Below are 16,239 nucleotides of genomic sequence, written 5' to 3'. Positions count from 1 at the left end.
TGTGGTGGTTAACTAACTTCTTTTTGTCATATGATTTTTTATTATTTCATCCGCAACATAATCACTCGCTCCTTGACCGCCTAAATTACGAATTAATTCTTTATATTTTAACAATATTTCATTTCTTTTTTCACCTTGTATGATTTTTGCGAATTCTTGCTCTATTCTCACAGCATTACAATCCCCTTGAATCAACTCTACAACCACATCGTCATCCATAATTAGGTTTACGAGAGAAATATACTTTAATTTTATAATTCGTTTAGCTATTTCATAAGATACTTGATTCCCTTTATATAAAACAACCTGTGGCACACTAAACAATGCTGTTTCTAACGTTGCTGTACCTGAAGTCACTAATGCGGCATGGGCAATATTCAATAAAGCATACGTTTCATTAAATACAAACGAAATATTTTGATCTTTTATAAAAGTCTCATAGAATGAAGCTTCTTGTCCTGGAGCACCAGCTATTACAAATTGATATTGTGGGTAATGATGTATTACAGAAAGCATTTCATTTAATAATCTACTGATCTCCTGCTTTCTACTACCAGGTAATAACGCAATCACTGGTCTATCATCTAAATTGTGCTTTTTTCTAAAGTCCTCATGCTCCTGTGCACGGTAATTTGCAATAGCATCAATTAATGGGTGTCCTACAAAGGTTACAGGGTAATTATGTTTCTTCTCATAAAAATCCTTTTCGAAAGGCAGAATTACATACATAAAATCAAAATCTCTTTTGATATCATTGATTCGATTCTCCTTCCAAGCCCATATTTGAGGTGAGATATAATAATGTGTTTCTATACCTATTTTCTTTGCCCATTTAGCTATTCGCATATTAAAGCCGGGGTAATCAATAAACACTAATACATCTGGATTAAAAGATGCGATATCTTTTTTACAGAACTTAATATTGCGCAATATTGTTCCTAGATTTTGTACCACTTCAACAAATCCCATAAAAGCAAGATCTTTATAATGCTTCACGAGCTTACCGCCTACCTGTTGCATTAAATCTCCTCCCCAAAAGCGTATCTCTGCCTCAGGGTCTTTCTTGTATATAGATCGCATAAGATTAGATCCATGTAGATCCCCTGATGCCTCTCCTGCTATTATATAATACTTCATCTACACTAACTGTGTTATTATGGTTAAAATAATTACGGCTAAAATACAACCTCTAGCCATAAAATCTAATCTGCGATTAATAAAAAACGTAAACAATAGCAAATTAAGTAAGCTCCCTATCGCTGTTATTCTTCCTACCAACCCTATGTTATTAATGAAACTAAAATCACTAAACAACTCATAGTTAGTAAACAACAACAAATAAAGCTCTATACCAACTACAGTAGCCACTACGCCTCCAACAAAACCGATTAGAATATGAACAATTCTATCTTTCATCTACAGATCCCATCTATTAATACGTTCTAATACTTGATGTGCTGTTAAGTCAAATTGCACTGGTACGATAGAGATATAGTCATTTCGCAATGCCCATTCATCTGTATCTTCTCCTTTATCCTGGTTAACGAATTCTCCTACTAACCAGTAGTACTCTTTTCCATGAGGGCTAACTCGTTTATCGAAGTTCTCCACCCATGTAGCCTTAGCTTGTCTACACACTTTTATTCCTTTAATATCTTCAGTAGCTAACTTTGGGAAGTTTACATTCAACACCACGTCTTTTGGAATCCCATGTTTAAGTGCCTCTGTTGTAATCTTTTTTATAAAAGGTTTTATTTGTTCAAAATCTGCACTCCAACTAAAATCTAATAAAGAGAAACCTATTGCAGGTATACCACTCATCCCTGCTTCTAGTGCAGCACTCATCGTTCCTGAATAAATAACATTGATAGAAGAGTTAGAACCGTGATTTACACCAGACACACACAGATCAGGTGTTCTTTCTAGTATTTGTCCTAGCGCTATCTTTACACAGTCAACTGGTGTACCTGAACAAGCGTATTCTAATTCTATCTCTGGGTCGATATTTACTTTTTCTAACGTAAGCGTATTATTGATCGTTACAGCATGCCCCATTCCAGATTGAGCACTATCTGGGGCAACTACCACTACTTCTCCTATCTCTTTCATCACACTTATCAAGGCTCTCATTCCTGGTGCTGTGATACCATCATCATTTGTAACAAGTATTAAAGGTCTTTGCATCATATATTTATTTTAATTACATTCGCTAATGTAAGGATTATATGTTATTTTGTTTGTGAAATTACTTAGTTTTAACCGAAAATACGTGATAGACATATAGACGAAAAGTAATTATACAAAATAGGTCAGAATTAGTGATACAAGCATACACTAGTATGGTTTTAGAGCTAATGAAGGAGCTATAAAGTAGAATTACTTTGCAGTATTTGACTGATGCGGATTTTGGGTTTAAGCATATAACAACTACGGATTTTTATACGATTATGTGTTTTAACAAATAATTATCGACCTTATCGTATAAATATTTACTTTTTTAACTACTTTAGTTCAAAACTAATTAATGAATACTTTTAAGCTATTTATGAAAAGAAATTATAAGGTTATACTTCTACTTATCGGAGTGTCTGCTCTTCTGTGGAGTTTTATGCCTAAACAGCAAAAAGATACGCCTGAAAAAGATCAGCTTCTTTTAGAATTAGTAACGTATATATTAGAAAACACACATTATAATCCAGCAAAGATTGATGATAAATTCTCTGCTACTGTATATAAAGAATATCTAAAAGCATTGGATCCAATGAAGAGATATTTCTTACAATCGGATATTGATGAGTTTTCTAAATATGAGTACTTAATCGACGACATGATTCAGTTAAAGGAACTTTCTTTCTTTGACCTGACTTATGAGCGTATTACTCAACGTATGAATGAAGCTAAAGGTATTTATACGGAAGTTCTTGAACAACCATTCGAATTCGAATCAGACGATGTATTAAATGCTGACTATGACAATATCGGCTACGCTAAAGATGCGGAAGAATTAAAAGAGCGTTGGAAAAAACTACTAAAACTTAATGTCTTATCTACCATTACTGACAATCTTAAAATACAAGAAGGTAAAGTAGAGGAAGAAGAAGAGTTTGACGAGTTCGGAGAGCCTATCATTAAAGAAGAAAAGAAAACAGATAAAAAAGCAAAAGACAAAAAGCCTGTTGAAAAGAAATCTTTTGAACAGCTTGAAAAAGAGGCTCGTGAAAGTGCTTTAAAATCGTATGATGAAGTTTTCGAATTCATTAAAGACCTTGAAAGAAAAGACTGGTTTGCTATCTACTTAAATTCTATTGTAGAGCGTTTTGACCCGCATACTTTCTATTTTGCTCCTGAAGACAAGGAGAAGTTCGATGCTAGCATGAGTGGTAGCTTCGAAGGGATTGGTGCTGTTTTACGCAAAAAATCAGAAGGTGTAGAGATTAATGAACTTGTACCAGGTGGACCTGCTTGGAGAGGTAAAGAAATCGAAACTGGAGATATTATCCTTAAAGTTGGTCAGACTAAAGATGAAGAGCCTATCGACATCGTAGGTATGCGTCTAGACAACGTTGTAAAACTGATCAAAGGGAAAAAGAACACTACAGTATTCTTAACGATTAAGAAAATAGACGGAACGATTAAGGTTATCCCTGTAATGCGTGAAGTTATCGAAATGGAAGAAACTTACGCTAAGTCAAGTGTTATCCAAGATGGTGATAAGAAATATGGGGTTATTCATTTACCTAAATTCTACATTGACTTTGAGAACAAAGACAGTCGTAACGCATTTACAGACGTTGAAAAAGAAATTAAAGAACTAAAACAACAGAACATAGACGGTATCATTATGGACCTTAGAAACAATGGTGGAGGTTCATTAGAGACAGTTATCAAAATGGTTGGGTTATTCTCTAAAGAAGGTCCTGTAGTACAGGTGAAATCTTCTAGAGGAAAACAAAAAGTACTAGATGATAAAGATACCCCTATCGTATGGGAAGGTCCATTAGTTGTATTAGTGAATAACTTCTCTGCTTCTGCTTCTGAAATCTTTGCAGCAGCTATCCAAGATTATAAGCGTGGAGTTATCATCGGTAGTAAACACACGTATGGTAAAGGAACTGTACAAAACTTAATAACACTTAATGACCTATTAAGAAAACAACCTTATGGCGATTTAGGTGCTTTAAAAGTAACACTACAGAAGTTCTACCGTATCAATGGTGGTTCTACTCAACGCGAAGGAGTACTGAGTGATATCGTATTGCCAGACAGATATTCTTATATCGACATGGGAGAAAGAGATATGGATAACGCAATGCCATGGGACAAGATAGAAAGAGCTACTTATACTCCGTATAACAATGATTTCTCTGCTGTTATCAAGTCAAGTAAAGAACGTATTGCCCTTAATGAGCAATTCAAATTGATTGACGAGAACGCGCAATGGATCAATGAAAGAAAAGATGAAAAAGAAGTTCCATTAAGCCTTGAGAAATATCGTGCAAAACAAAAAGAAGTAGAAGAGAAAGCTAAGAAATTCAAAGCTATTTCTAAGTATAAAAACGAATTGAAATTTACTTCTTTACCTAGCGAATTAGCTAGAATCAAGAACGATACAATACTTGAAAGCAAAAGAGATAGATGGCATGAGATGCTAAATGGCGATGTCTATATCGAAGAAGGTGTGAAAATCTTAAAAGACTTAGACACAAAGAAAATATATAAAGTAAGTGGTGATAAAAACAACGTAAGTTCTAAATTATAGAATGTCTCACACTAGCAAATCATATACACAGATTGCGCTCCAAAAATTCAAACAAGATTTTTGGGGCGTTTTGTGTTTTTGGATTATTGTAAGTATTGCTATCGTAGCAGCCTTTGCTTACTTCATTATCCCTGACAACTCTAAGAACGCTAACGCAGGAGACCTTGCCCTTCGTTCTCAGAGCCCAGGTTTTACAGTATCTACTATCACTATTCTTACAGACACGAATCGCACTTGGAGTGAGCTTTGGTTTGGAAGAGAAGAAGCTACTAGATTTATCCCTATTAGTGAATATCACATTACTAACGATACCCTATTCTATAAGGGGTATAGTAACCAACCACAACTAGAAGAAACTAAAAGCATAGCGCTGAGTTCTTTAAACAACGCTAAAGAATCCGAGATTATCAAACAAAAGAAATATTGGCTAGGTACAGATAACCAAGGAAGAGACTACCTAAGTAGACTAGTTATTGGCGCACGTGTATCTTTATCTATAGGCTTTGTAGCTGTACTAATCTCTCTAGTGATAGGGATCACATTAGGCGCTATAGCAGGTTACTTTGGAGGAAAGATAGATGCCTTTATTCTTTGGTTGATTAATGTGTTTTGGTCTATACCTACCCTACTGCTAGTGATTGCTATTACTTTAGCCTTAGGCAAAGGTTTTTGGCAAGTATTCATCGCTGTTGGACTAACGATGTGGGTAGAAGTAGCTCGTGTAGTTAGAGGACAAGTAATCAGTGTAAAAGAACAACAATACGTAACTGCTGCCCATGCTTTAGGCTATTCTAACTACAGAATCATTACTAAGCACATCTTGCCAAACTGTATGGCTCCAGTCATCGTAATTTCAGCTGCTAACTTTGCTTCTGCCATCCTAGTAGAGAGTGGACTAAGTTTCTTAGGATTAGGAACACAAGTACCTACACCTAGTTGGGGTGCCATGATTAAAGAAAACTATAACTATATCTTATTAGGCAAACCTTATTTAGCCTTATTACCAGGCTTTGCTATGTTTGTACTAGTGATAAGCTTTATGCTGATAGGCAATGCCTTAAGAGATGCCCTTGATGTTAGAAAATAACATCACATCCTTATTTTTCCCATATTATCCTGGAATAAGTGATAGACATATTAACGAAAAGAAAGTATACAAAATAGGTCTGAATTAGAGATAAAAGCATACTATAGTATGGTTTTAGAGCTAATGAAAGAGATATGAAGTAGAATTGCTTTGCAGTATTTGACTAATGCTTAATCTGGGTTTAACTAACGCTGATTCTAGGATTATACACAATGTCAAAGAACATACTATAAGTCATTACTTACAGTGTATCCAATCTAAATCAGATACAGCACAAAAGTAAATAACCTTATTTATGTTCTTTTCAATATTGCTTATAACGCCCTATTATGACGATAATGAGTGTATATGGTAGCAGAAAGTGGGACACTGTATACCCTATCTAGAAGATTAAACCCAAAATACGCGATAGACATATAAACGAAAAGTTATTATACAAAATAGGTCTGAATTAGTGACACAAGCATACATTAGTATGATTTTAGAACTAATAAAGGAGCTATGAAGTAGAATTGCTTTGCAGTATTTGACTAATGCGGATTTGGAATTAAAAGCACTTTAAGGCACGAGTAACTCTCGTATATCTGCCTTATTTCCATTATAGATATTTAAGTCCACCTTACCATCTATTCCATTGATAACACCTTTCTCTGTAAATTGCCAGAAATGCCAGTCAGGCTTTATTTCTTCAACAAAGAAATTGTAATTAGCGATCCATAACACATGATCAGGAAACCATTCCTTAAGATGATGTGTATAGTAATTCTCTCCCGAGTACAAGATCGGTTTTACTTTGTAATGCGCTTCCACTAGCTTGATCCAGTTCTGCAGTCCTTTTCTAAGGTTCTCCATAGACTGCTCTTTAGGCATATCCTCTATATCTAATACAGGAGGAAAGTCTCCTTCAGATATTTTCACTAGTTTGATAAAGTTTTCTGCTTGCTCTGTCGAATTTTCATCAGGACGATAATAGTGATATGCCCCTCTAATAAAGTGATTTGCTCTAGCACCTTTCCAGTTTAGATGAAAAGCCTTGTCCTTGCCATCTTTACCCATAGTCGCTCTAATAAACACAAAGTCAAGAGAAGCTTTACCAGCTACAGAATCCACCACCTTCCAATCGATCACCCCTTGATAATGGGACACATCGAAGCCGACTAGCATACTATCATGTCTATTCAACACCTCTACAGTACGCACATCATAGATAGACTTGCCTTCTGACTTGTCATCAGAGCTAAAGAAATAGCGTATTCCCTCTCTAAAATGTAACCCAAACCAAATACCTATTCCCACTAATACCACGATGATGACCACCCACTTCACAGTAGTCCATGTAGATGATTTAGTACTCTTCTTTCTAGAAGGTTTTCGTTTTGTTGGAGGTTTTCTCTTTGGTCTAGCCCCCACAGCAGACATAGGATTTGAATTAGTTTTATTAGAAGCCATCTCTCTTTAGAAAAAAGCAAAATTAATCCTTTTATTGATATTGAATACTTCTAGAAGCTATAACTTTTACACAGACTCAGCACCTTGTTTTAATTTGAGTACAGGCACAGGTAGTTCTATATTATTCGCCTTAAATTTCTTGTCTATCTCAAAGCGGATCTCACTACCGATGCGATCGTTATCAAAAGCGTTATCTATAAAATAATACAAGATAAAACGGATAGAAGATTCTCCGAACTCATCTATAAACACTATAGGTTTAGGTGTTTTTAGCACCTCATCATTATCCTCTACACATGATAATAGCACCGATTTGACTAACTCTACATCCGTCCCTATAAACGCACCTACATTAATCCTGGCACGTATCACAGGATCCTCATGCGTCCAGTTATTCATAATATCGTCTATCAGTTTTCTATTCGGAATCACGATATCTTTTCTATTACGTGTCTCAGCGATAGTACATCTAAGGTTAATGACCTTCACACGAGCCACCTCACCTCTGATCTCTACCACATCACCAACGTTCAATGTCTTGTCAAACAAGATGTAAATACCTGCTATCAAATCTCTAAAGATATCTTGTAGTGCAAATCCTAAACCAACAAATAGAGCGGCTGAAGTAGTCAAAAACATACTGATATTTATCCCTACTACATTCAGGATAAAGAAAATCATAATCAGGTAAATAAAGTAATTAATAAAATTAAAAACACTCCCTAGCCTAGCCGCTACATCAGGAGTAGCCATACGTATAAATGCTTTTTTCAACAGCCTCACCCCTACATTAGTAATCATAAGCGTGAATGCGATGAATAATAAGGTACCTATCGTAATACTGATAGACTTACTCGTATATAACTCAAACTCTAATACAGTTGCCAGCAAATTTTTTAATTCCATTCCTTTTTCCTTGATTAATCCTTAGACATTATAATTTAGACTCCACTTCACACAAAAGTCACACCATTCGTCTAAATTCAATATTTAAAGAATGAAATTTACAAAAAAAGATGATACATAATTTCTAATCAATGATAATATCAAGAAACATATTCTCTAAAAGCTAAAACGAATACGAGTAGGTCTATACAAAATAATTGTGTAAACTCTCACACTACCTATATAGTGTTTGATTATTGTATTGCCACAAAAAAATTAATTAAGCCACAACTTTACACCAATAAAAAAGCCTCTTCGTTTGAAGAGGCTTTTCTGTGCGGGTAAAAGGACTCGAACCTTCACACCTTGCGGCACCAGATCCTAAGTCTGGCGTGTCTACCAATTTCACCATACCCGCGAATCAGTGGAACATCCTGTTCCTTTAAGACGTGGCAAATATAATAGATTTTTTTGCTTAAAAACAAATCTTAAATAATAAAAAAATCATTTATTTTTAAAACTCTTATACAGAGACTTTTAAAAATAAATGATTCCTAAAATAATTCCATAAAAAAAGCCTCTTCAAATGAAGAGGCTTTTTGTGCGGGTAAAAGGACTCGAACCTTCACACCTTGCGGCACCAGATCCTAAGTCTGGCGTGTCTACCAATTTCACCATACCCGCGAAATCTAGCGGAACATCATGTTCCTTTAAGACGTTGCAAATATACAACAGGTTTTTTTATCTGCAAGAAAAAAATTGTATTTTTTTATTCTTAGCTTTGTGAGTAACAAAATCAATGTATCCTTTTATATTATGAAAGATTCAAAACAATTTGTTCAAGAAAACAAGCAACGTCTTTTAGATGAGCTAATTGAACTATTAAAAAAGCCGTCTATCAGTGCTGATAGCGCTTATTCTCAAGATGTAATCAACACTGCTGAAGCAGTAAAAGAAAGTTTAGAAAAAGCAGGATGTGATATAGTAGAATTATGCGAAACACCTGGTTATCCTATCGTTTATGGTGAGAAAATCATCGATCCAGCTCTTCCTACAGTATTAGTTTATGGACACTATGATGTGCAACCTGCTGATCCTATTGAGTTATGGACTTCTCCTCCATTCGAACCTGTAATCAAAACAACAGATCTACACCCAGAAGGAGCAATCTTCGCTCGTGGAGCTTGTGACGATAAAGGGCAAATGTATATGCACGTAAAAGCGTTCGAATACATGATTGCAAACGATGCATTACCATGTAACGTGAAGTTCATGATCGAAGGAGAAGAAGAAGTTGGTTCTGTAAGTTTAGGATGGTTCGTAAAAAGAAACCAAGAGAAACTTAAAAATGACGTTATCTTAATCTCTGATACAGGAATGATCTCTAATGAGCAACCTTCTATCACGACAGGATTAAGAGGATTGAGCTATGTAGAAGTAGAAGTAACTGGACCTAACAGAGACTTACACTCAGGATTATACGGAGGAGCTGTAGCGAACCCTATTAACGTATTGACGAAGATGATTGCTTCTCTTCACGATGAGAACAACCATATCACAGTACCAGGATTCTATGATAAAGTAGAAGAATTATCTCGTGAAGAAAGAGACGAAATGGCTAAACGTCCATTCTCTTTAGAAGACTACAAACAAAAACTTGATATTGACGATGTATACGGAGAAGCAGGTTATACGACGAATGAGCGTAACTCTATCCGTCCTACATTAGATGTGAATGGTATTTGGGGAGGTTATACAGGCGAAGGTGCTAAAACAGTTATCGCTAGTAAAGCTTTTGCTAAAATCTCTATGCGTCTTGTACCAAACCAAGACTGGGAAGAAATCACGGAACTATTCAAAAAACACTTCGAAAGCATCGCTCCTGCAGGAGTACGCGTAGAAGTAAAACCTCATCACGGAGGACAAGGATATGTGACTCCTATCGACTCTATTGGATACCAAGCTGCTTCTAAAGCATACACAGATACATTCGGAGTAACACCTATTCCAGTACGTTCAGGAGGAAGTATTCCTATCGTAGCGTTATTCGAAGAAGAATTAGGTTCTAAATCAGTAATGATGGGATTCGGATTAGACACTGATGCGATCCACTCTCCTAACGAACACTTCGGAGTATTCAACTACCTAAAAGGTATTGAGACTATTCCATTGTTCTACAAATACTATACTGAAATGATGAAGTAATCCATCATTAACTATAATACTAGAGCGAGTAAGAAATTACTCGCTTTTTTTATGCCTTTTTTCTTCCCCTTCATTCTACTAGTAGAGAAACAATAGAGTCACAATCGCATACTGATCGCATTAAAAACACCCTAAAATATGCGACCTCTATGTAATCACTATCCGATAACTATGCGATAAGGGCATAAAAAATACAATAACGAGTACCCTAACAACGTCTTCTGTGTTCCATTAGTTTATGTTATATTAATGTCTTTTTAGGGGAATTATATAAAACTACTAGGCGATACACCGAACTTCTTTTTAAACATCATAGAGAAGTGTGCATAGTTCTTATAGCCAACTGATCTAGCTACTTCCTCTATACTATAGGTCCCCTTAGAGAAAGACGTTAATAAACGATATGCCTCATTCATTCTCATCTCTAATACATACTCGTGAATAGTCATCCCAAAGCACTGCTTAAACCCTGCTTGCAGCTTCGTACGATTCATTCCTATGCGCATCGCTAATTCTTCTATGGTATGTTTTAGATGACTCTCTTGCTCTAAGAGCGTCTTTAGGTCATATAATCTACTTATATCTTGAGCATGTATGCGCTGAGCGTGTTTTTGGTTTACATCAGATTGCACCTGATTTAACTGTAATGCCAGAAGTAACATTACTTTACCCTCGATAAACAAATCTTTTACCATACCCGTATAAGGACACTTATTGATTTCATAAATGAGCTGTTTCATCTCAGTAGTAATTGTGAAACTATCGTCTCCTAATACGGCGATTTCACTGAGAGACATATTTTTTAAGAATTGATAACTCTCCTTAGACTCCTCTTTCAAGTTGTGGATTAACCAATTTTCTCCTATTTCGATCTCACAGCTTATAGCACTATCACATACAGGATCATATAGATAACCATCTAGTACAGGCAGATAAAATAAGGTACACTTCCCTACTTCTGTATAGATAGAAGACTTCTGTTGATATCGTGCCTTGTACTCCGTATATCCCTTATCCAGCTCATAATGGAGCTGTATATAAGGCTGTTCCTTATACACATACGTCTTACTCGCAGTCTGTTGAGTACTTTGATAAAAGTGTAGATCCAAGTCTTCTGTACACAATTGTCTATGCAGCTGTACATACCCTTCTCCACTTCTATAGTCATCAAATCCTAATCCTACTCTCATACACGATCTTATTATTGCAAAAAACGAACATCATACTGCAAAAACCAGATGTATACCTCTTTAGCTTTGCTTAGTTGTTTTTACTAATTCTAAATAACAAAGATAATACTTCTAAAATAGACTCAAATGAATAAAATAAACTTAGCTCAAGAATCAGATTCTTTAAAAGACTTTTGGCAACTAAAGAACTTAGGAAATATCAATGATCACACCATCAATTTAATTAAGCTACAAGGAGAGTTTGAATGGCATTCACATGACCATGAAGACAAACTATTTATGGTAGTAGATGGAATCCTAGAACTTCACTTTAGAGATAAAGTCATCACTCTTCATCCTAACGAATGCATTATTGTCCCAAAGGGAGTAGAAAATAAACCTGTGGGAAAAGAAGAAGTTACTCTGATGCTTTTTGAACCTAATAGAATGTAGTAGATAGCGAGTTGTTGTCGCGGATTTTTATAGTCCGTGGCACGCTATCTACTCGTTTTCTCTTGTATCCACATCCCAAAGAATTTACTACTCTGTACACTGTGATGTCTTAGTACTTCACTTATAAAATTGGCTCTACGCGTCTCTTTTAAATTGCTAAACATCGTATTGACAGTCCTATAAAATAAGTCTCCATAATACTTACTATCATAATTCGCCTTGATAAGCTTCACACCATATTCTTGCTTCTCTTTCCATAAAGATTCTGTTGTATAAAGCTCTACTGCTCTATCTACGAATTCTTCTACATCATCTGTGATAAAACCGTTCCATTCATATTCCCCACGCATTGCCTCTCCACCTACAGACGAAGACACAGAAGGTGTACCCACTCTCATAGCATCAATAAACTTCCCTTTAATACCTGCTCCAAATGGTATAGGAGCTAACATTACTCTAGCATCACTAATGACCTCTAGGGCATCATCTGCTCTACCGTGTACTAAGAACTTCTCGCGCTCATTGTGTAGTTGTATCACTTTAGGAGAAGGGTAAGCTCCATAAATATGCATTCTTGTCTGTGGTAACTTCTTGCGCAACAGCGGCCATATTACCGTCTTTAGCTTCAAAACAGTTTGCCAATTCGGCTCGTGAATAAAGTTCCCTATAAACACAAAGTCCTCTCTCTCCTCATATCGTTTCCAATTACCAATATCCTCTGATGTAACCTCTTCTTCCATAAAAGGGATAAACAACAGCGCATTCGGTAATATATGAAACTTCTCTACCAATAACTTATACTCATATTCTGAAATAATCAAAGTCAAATCACATCTCAGTATACTAGCCAGTTCACGTTTAGTACGTTCACTGTATAAATATTCTTCTATATCCTCTCCTCCTTTTTTCTGCATCTCCTGACGACCAAATCGAAGGAAGTGTAAGTCTTCCGTATCTAATATCGTCATCGCATCAGGACATTGTTCTGTCACACGCCATCCGAACTGCTCCTCTATCATAAAGCGGTCATACATCACTACATCAGGCATCAGATCAGCTAATACCTCATCTGTACGCGCATCATTTAACCACAGCTCTACTTCAGTCACCCCATAACAAGACAAATCATCACTCACCTCAGACTTTTTCGCTGTACTCCCGAAGTAGATCTGCATCCCCCAATCTTTAAAACATTGCAGCAGCTGAAGCATGCGCTTCCCCGCTGCAGAGGATTTAGACTCTGGCCATACAGGTCCTATAACTAATATTTTCTTTCCGGATAAATTGTGTTTCATAAACTATTGCTTAAGCCTTTCTATCTGTGTATGTATTGTAAGAAGATAATCTTTCTTTAAATCCTCTGATAAGAACGATTTATTGATAAGCTCCACTGCTTTTTTATTCCATTCTTCTATTCTAGAAAACACATTGTTTACCTGTTTTTTATTCAACTTCAATACTTCTGCAAAGCGTTCAAAGTATGCTCTATTTTGATTCTTCTTTTTACCTCCTAAGTTTAAAGCAAAGTCATCCTTATCTTTAGGCAGAACTATTTTAACATTTAGTAAATCATACGCAGGTGATAATCCCCACACATTATCTATACATAACATAGAAAAATTCTTTAAGTGCATATCATTGTTCCCTATAATAAAATTAAAAACAGCCAACTCAAAGAAACGCAGTTTATCTAATGCTGTATAAGATGACAACTCTCCTATCTCCTTACCCACTTGCTCCATTGTACCAAGATACTTATCTTCTAATTCTAGAATCTGCAAGAAATCTATCATGTGCATTTTTTTGCTATTTGTAGTTCTGTCAACTCTTTTTGTTATATAACACAACTCTCCTGATGCCATGCTAATTAAGCTAGAAGGCACTACGTTGATATCAAACAACTCTGCCAAACGCATAGACAGATGTTCATTCTCAGGCATCTGTATATAGTTTTCGTTCTGTGGTTTTAATATGTAGAGTCCCTCTAATGCATCCAAAATAGTCATTCTTCCTGACTGTCCATCACCTATGTTTTTTTCTACAACACCCATTGATAATTTTGGTTGTACACCAGGAACGGTCACAGATCGCTCTACAACATTTTTAGCTAATTGTGCTATTTCACTCATCTCGTAAGACAAAACAGGAGCTACTACAGTTCCAAAAAAGTGTTTAGCACAGGTATCGTGATATTCTTGTTGAGTTTCATCACTAAGTACTTCATAACAATATAAACATCTACTCATCTTCTTCATTTATTATAGGATGTACACTTACGGCACCAATACAATTTTGACAACATGCTAATAAAAGCCCCATACGATCATTACTCTGTATTTTCCAACTTTCAGTAGCAATGTTTAATAGCCATCCTTCAGGTATTAACCCATCAAAAAAAGGAAATAATCGATTACTTCTATAAACTTGTTTACGAACAGGCATCTGAAAGGTGATGAACTGCTGCCCATACTTCTCTATATACTCTGCTAGATATTCGAATACATATTCTCCCTGATCAGTCTCCGTTAATACTCCTGCATTAACAGAATCATACTTAACTAATGCCCTTCTCATAATTCCTTAGTATTTATAGGCCCTAGAGTATGTCCAAACATGATAAGTACTTCATTTACCTTAGCTAAGCTTAAATTATCTTTCCCTTGCTCTATCTTTCTAATAACAGTCAATGCAACTCCAGCCTTATCAGCTAACTGCTCTTGTGTTAAACCAACCCTTTTGCGGTGTTCTTTAACAAACTCTCCTAATGATGTGCTCATATACTCCAGAATTAAATACAATGAAAATCTTAACTCATATTATATGCAATAACATATAATTATACACAAATATACAAAACTATATGCAATTACATATAATATACCTCTAAAACATCATTTTATATGCAATAACATATAATATAGATAAAAGCAACTCTCTTATAGTGATAGGATAATCCAATAATACAGTATGTTACTATCTAATAATTGCTATTTTTGCATAAAACGAAAAGGAATTATGCTTGGATTAAAACTATTAACAGACCCTCGATGGGCAGATATCGCTGAGTCTAACTTAGAAGAGATATTAACAGATCACTGCTGGTGTGAACAAAAAGCGGCTACGAATGCCATCACACTGATTACGTATAACTCAGAGCACGAAGACTTAGTGACTGCGATGACGGAGATTGCTATCGAAGAGATGCAACACTTCCAGATGGTACACAACATCATTAAAGAACGTGGATACACACTAGGCAGAGAACGCAAAGATGACTATGTAGGTCAACTGTACAAATTCTCTAAGAAAGACGGTAGCCGTAATGAGTGCTTCATTGATAAACTATTATTCGCTGCGATGATAGAAGCGAGAAGTTGTGAACGTTTTAGAACACTATCTCAAAACATCAAAGATGAAGAACTAGCGAAGTTCTATCATGAACTGATGGTATCAGAGGCAAATCACTATACTACATTCTTAAAGTTCGCTAAGAAATACACAGAGAAAGTAGATGTAGACAAACGTTGGAAAGAATGGCTTGAGTTCGAAGGAGAACTAATCCAATCTTACGGAAACAAAGAACACATACACGGATAATAGTAAAGAGCTTCAGCTAATAAACTGAGGCTCTTTACTTTTACAATATCTAGAACCCCATTTTCAACTTTGGATATACACTATCATTCCCACTAAGGCGTATTTTGATATTCAGATTAAAGCCTTTTATTACAGGTATCCTATCCTCATTAAAGGGGATACCGTATCCCAGTCCTATATCCATCAGATTCAATAATGATATCCCTACTTGTGGCTGTACATGTTTGGTAGAGGCTTTTGCCCCGTAGAACAATAGTCCATTACTCTTTGTAACATCCACATACGGCAACCAATGCCATTCCTTGTGATAAGGAGTAGCCAATACACCACCACCTATGAAGAGCCATCTCTCATTAGAACTCAATACATCATACTCCACTCCTAGCTGAATCATGCTATGTGTCCCTTGATTATATCCTACATTAAATATAGGCTTATAATCAGAATAACTACGCTGCCCCCAGCCTACTACAGTCATAAGGCAAACTCCTAAAACAATACTTAATTTACTCAGCATAAGAATTCTATATTTTTAGAAAACATCAAATCAATTATACACTAATATAACGACTAAAATAGTATATTCCCTTTTGCACTAAATATTTTGAAATACAAAAAGAAAATTAATAATGACT

The 16,239-nt window shown here is 35.7% G+C and carries 16 protein-coding genes and 2 tRNA genes; 5 read left to right on the top strand and 13 right to left on the bottom strand.

Features of this window, described 5'->3' with window-relative positions:
- Positions 1–12: 12 nt before the first annotated feature.
- The 3 genes from lpxB to surE are packed head-to-tail and all read right to left on the bottom strand — an operon-like array spanning position 13 to position 2,184.
- Positions 13–1,137, bottom strand: a complete 1,125-nt coding sequence (lpxB, locus tag BK054_RS07230; RefSeq protein ID WP_016650100.1) for a lipid-A-disaccharide synthase — start codon at positions 1,135–1,137, stop codon at positions 13–15.
- Positions 1,138–1,416 (bottom strand): hypothetical protein, encoded by a 279-nt coding sequence (locus BK054_RS07225; RefSeq protein ID WP_071307175.1) that lies wholly within the window; start codon positions 1,414–1,416, stop codon positions 1,138–1,140. It abuts the gene before it with no gap.
- Positions 1,417–2,184, bottom strand: a complete 768-nt coding sequence (gene surE, locus BK054_RS07220; protein WP_006257535.1) for a 5'/3'-nucleotidase SurE — start codon at positions 2,182–2,184, stop codon at positions 1,417–1,419.
- A 340-nt stretch (positions 2,185–2,524) separates the two neighbouring features.
- Between surE and BK054_RS07215 the strand changes: the two genes are divergently transcribed.
- Together BK054_RS07215 and BK054_RS07210 are read left to right on the top strand one after the other, a co-directional pair.
- On the top strand, positions 2,525–4,759 hold the full coding sequence (locus tag BK054_RS07215) for a carboxy terminal-processing peptidase (RefSeq protein WP_071307174.1): 2,235 nt from the start codon (positions 2,525–2,527) through the stop codon (positions 4,757–4,759).
- 1 nt (position 4,760) lies between these two features.
- A complete protein-coding gene (locus BK054_RS07210) occupies positions 4,761–5,846 on the top strand; it encodes an ABC transporter permease (protein ID WP_071307173.1) in 1,086 nt (361 codons plus the stop codon).
- Between the two features lie 558 nt (positions 5,847–6,404).
- Here BK054_RS07210 and BK054_RS07205 read toward each other — a convergent pair.
- From BK054_RS07205 to BK054_RS07190, 4 genes are all read right to left on the bottom strand, one after another.
- Complete coding sequence (locus BK054_RS07205) at positions 6,405–7,295, bottom strand: glycoside hydrolase family 25 protein (protein WP_006257538.1); 891 nt, start codon at positions 7,293–7,295, stop codon at positions 6,405–6,407.
- Between the two features lie 66 nt (positions 7,296–7,361).
- Positions 7,362–8,201, bottom strand: coding sequence for a mechanosensitive ion channel family protein (locus tag BK054_RS07200; protein WP_006257539.1), 840 nt, complete (start codon positions 8,199–8,201; stop codon positions 7,362–7,364).
- 315 nt (positions 8,202–8,516) lie between these two features.
- Positions 8,517–8,598 (bottom strand) — tRNA-Leu (locus BK054_RS07195).
- Positions 8,599–8,782: 184 nt separating this feature from the next.
- Positions 8,783–8,864, bottom strand: a tRNA-Leu gene (locus BK054_RS07190).
- Between the two features lie 132 nt (positions 8,865–8,996).
- Between BK054_RS07190 and BK054_RS07185 the strand changes: the two genes are divergently transcribed.
- Positions 8,997–10,385 carry a dipeptidase gene (locus BK054_RS07185; protein ID WP_071307172.1) on the top strand — a complete coding sequence of 463 codons (1,389 nt, stop codon included), beginning with the start codon at positions 8,997–8,999 and terminating at the stop codon, positions 10,383–10,385.
- A gap of 266 nt (positions 10,386–10,651) precedes the next feature.
- Here BK054_RS07185 and BK054_RS07180 read toward each other — a convergent pair whose 3' ends face one another.
- Positions 10,652–11,575 carry a helix-turn-helix domain-containing protein gene (locus tag BK054_RS07180; RefSeq protein WP_071307171.1) on the bottom strand — a complete coding sequence of 308 codons (924 nt, stop codon included), beginning with the start codon at positions 11,573–11,575 and terminating at the stop codon, positions 10,652–10,654.
- Positions 11,576–11,701: 126 nt separating this feature from the next.
- On the opposite strand from BK054_RS07180, the gene BK054_RS07175 reads away from it, so the two are divergent.
- Positions 11,702–12,007 carry a cupin domain-containing protein gene (locus tag BK054_RS07175; RefSeq protein WP_006257542.1) on the top strand — a complete coding sequence of 102 codons (306 nt, stop codon included), beginning with the start codon at positions 11,702–11,704 and terminating at the stop codon, positions 12,005–12,007.
- A gap of 44 nt (positions 12,008–12,051) precedes the next feature.
- On the opposite strand, the gene BK054_RS07170 is transcribed toward BK054_RS07175, so the two are convergent.
- Genes BK054_RS07170 through BK054_RS07155 form a run of 4 tightly spaced genes read right to left on the bottom strand, consistent with a single transcriptional unit; the run spans position 12,052 to position 14,784 of the window.
- The gene (locus BK054_RS07170) at positions 12,052–13,302 is read right to left on the bottom strand and encodes a glycosyltransferase (RefSeq protein ID WP_071307170.1); all 1,251 of its coding nucleotides are present in this window, start codon (positions 13,300–13,302) and stop codon (positions 12,052–12,054) included.
- 3 nt (positions 13,303–13,305) lie between these two features.
- A complete protein-coding gene (locus tag BK054_RS07165) occupies positions 13,306–14,253 on the bottom strand; it encodes a HipA domain-containing protein (protein ID WP_232234348.1) in 948 nt (315 codons plus the stop codon).
- Positions 14,246–14,581 carry a HipA N-terminal domain-containing protein gene (locus tag BK054_RS07160; RefSeq protein WP_025125596.1) on the bottom strand — a complete coding sequence of 112 codons (336 nt, stop codon included), beginning with the start codon at positions 14,579–14,581 and terminating at the stop codon, positions 14,246–14,248. The genes BK054_RS07165 and BK054_RS07160 overlap by 8 nt, the downstream gene beginning before the upstream one ends.
- A complete protein-coding gene (locus tag BK054_RS07155) occupies positions 14,578–14,784 on the bottom strand; it encodes a type II toxin-antitoxin system Y4mF family antitoxin (protein ID WP_006257546.1) in 207 nt (68 codons plus the stop codon). The genes BK054_RS07160 and BK054_RS07155 overlap by 4 nt, the downstream gene beginning before the upstream one ends.
- 238 nt (positions 14,785–15,022) lie before the next feature.
- Here BK054_RS07155 and BK054_RS07150 point away from each other — a divergent pair, with 238 nt between their 5' ends.
- Positions 15,023–15,604 carry a tRNA-(ms[2]io[6]A)-hydroxylase gene (locus BK054_RS07150; RefSeq protein ID WP_006257547.1) on the top strand — a complete coding sequence of 194 codons (582 nt, stop codon included), beginning with the start codon at positions 15,023–15,025 and terminating at the stop codon, positions 15,602–15,604.
- Positions 15,605–15,653: 49 nt separating this feature from the next.
- On the opposite strand, the gene BK054_RS07145 is transcribed toward BK054_RS07150, so the two are convergent.
- On the bottom strand, positions 15,654–16,121 hold the full coding sequence (locus tag BK054_RS07145) for a hypothetical protein (protein ID WP_071307169.1): 468 nt from the start codon (positions 16,119–16,121) through the stop codon (positions 15,654–15,656).
- Positions 16,122–16,239: the final 118 nt, after the last annotated feature.

It is taken from the genome of Myroides sp. ZB35 (genome assembly GCF_001865835.1).
GTDB classification, from domain to species: domain Bacteria; phylum Bacteroidota; class Bacteroidia; order Flavobacteriales; family Flavobacteriaceae; genus Flavobacterium; species Flavobacterium odoratimimum.
Note: the sequence above shows the minus strand (reverse complement) of the source record. Positions and strands in the feature narration are given on the sequence as shown.

Excerpts from the sequence above, each read along its gene's own strand:
- lpxB (WP_016650100.1), bottom strand. The coding sequence starts at position 1,137 with ATGAAGTATTATATAATAGCAGGAGAGGCATCAGGGGATCTACATGGA.
- BK054_RS07225 (WP_071307175.1), bottom strand. The coding sequence starts at position 1,416 with ATGAAAGATAGAATTGTTCATATTCTAATCGGTTTTGTTGGAGGCGTA.
- surE (WP_006257535.1), bottom strand. The coding sequence starts at position 2,184 with ATGCAAAGACCTTTAATACTTGTTACAAATGATGATGGTATCACAGCA.
- BK054_RS07215 (WP_071307174.1), top strand. The coding sequence starts at position 2,525 with ATGAATACTTTTAAGCTATTTATGAAAAGAAATTATAAGGTTATACTT.
- BK054_RS07210 (WP_071307173.1), top strand. The coding sequence starts at position 4,761 with ATGTCTCACACTAGCAAATCATATACACAGATTGCGCTCCAAAAATTC.
- BK054_RS07205 (WP_006257538.1), bottom strand. The coding sequence starts at position 7,295 with ATGGCTTCTAATAAAACTAATTCAAATCCTATGTCTGCTGTGGGGGCT.
- BK054_RS07200 (WP_006257539.1), bottom strand. The coding sequence starts at position 8,201 with ATGGAATTAAAAAATTTGCTGGCAACTGTATTAGAGTTTGAGTTATAT.
- BK054_RS07185 (WP_071307172.1), top strand. The coding sequence starts at position 8,997 with ATGAAAGATTCAAAACAATTTGTTCAAGAAAACAAGCAACGTCTTTTA.
- BK054_RS07180 (WP_071307171.1), bottom strand. The coding sequence starts at position 11,575 with ATGAGAGTAGGATTAGGATTTGATGACTATAGAAGTGGAGAAGGGTAT.
- BK054_RS07175 (WP_006257542.1), top strand. The coding sequence starts at position 11,702 with ATGAATAAAATAAACTTAGCTCAAGAATCAGATTCTTTAAAAGACTTT.
- BK054_RS07170 (WP_071307170.1), bottom strand. The coding sequence starts at position 13,302 with ATGAAACACAATTTATCCGGAAAGAAAATATTAGTTATAGGACCTGTA.
- BK054_RS07165 (WP_232234348.1), bottom strand. The coding sequence starts at position 14,253 with ATGAGTAGATGTTTATATTGTTATGAAGTACTTAGTGATGAAACTCAA.
- BK054_RS07160 (WP_025125596.1), bottom strand. The coding sequence starts at position 14,581 with ATGAGAAGGGCATTAGTTAAGTATGATTCTGTTAATGCAGGAGTATTA.
- BK054_RS07155 (WP_006257546.1), bottom strand. The coding sequence starts at position 14,784 with ATGAGCACATCATTAGGAGAGTTTGTTAAAGAACACCGCAAAAGGGTT.
- BK054_RS07150 (WP_006257547.1), top strand. The coding sequence starts at position 15,023 with ATGCTTGGATTAAAACTATTAACAGACCCTCGATGGGCAGATATCGCT.
- BK054_RS07145 (WP_071307169.1), bottom strand. The coding sequence starts at position 16,121 with ATGCTGAGTAAATTAAGTATTGTTTTAGGAGTTTGCCTTATGACTGTA.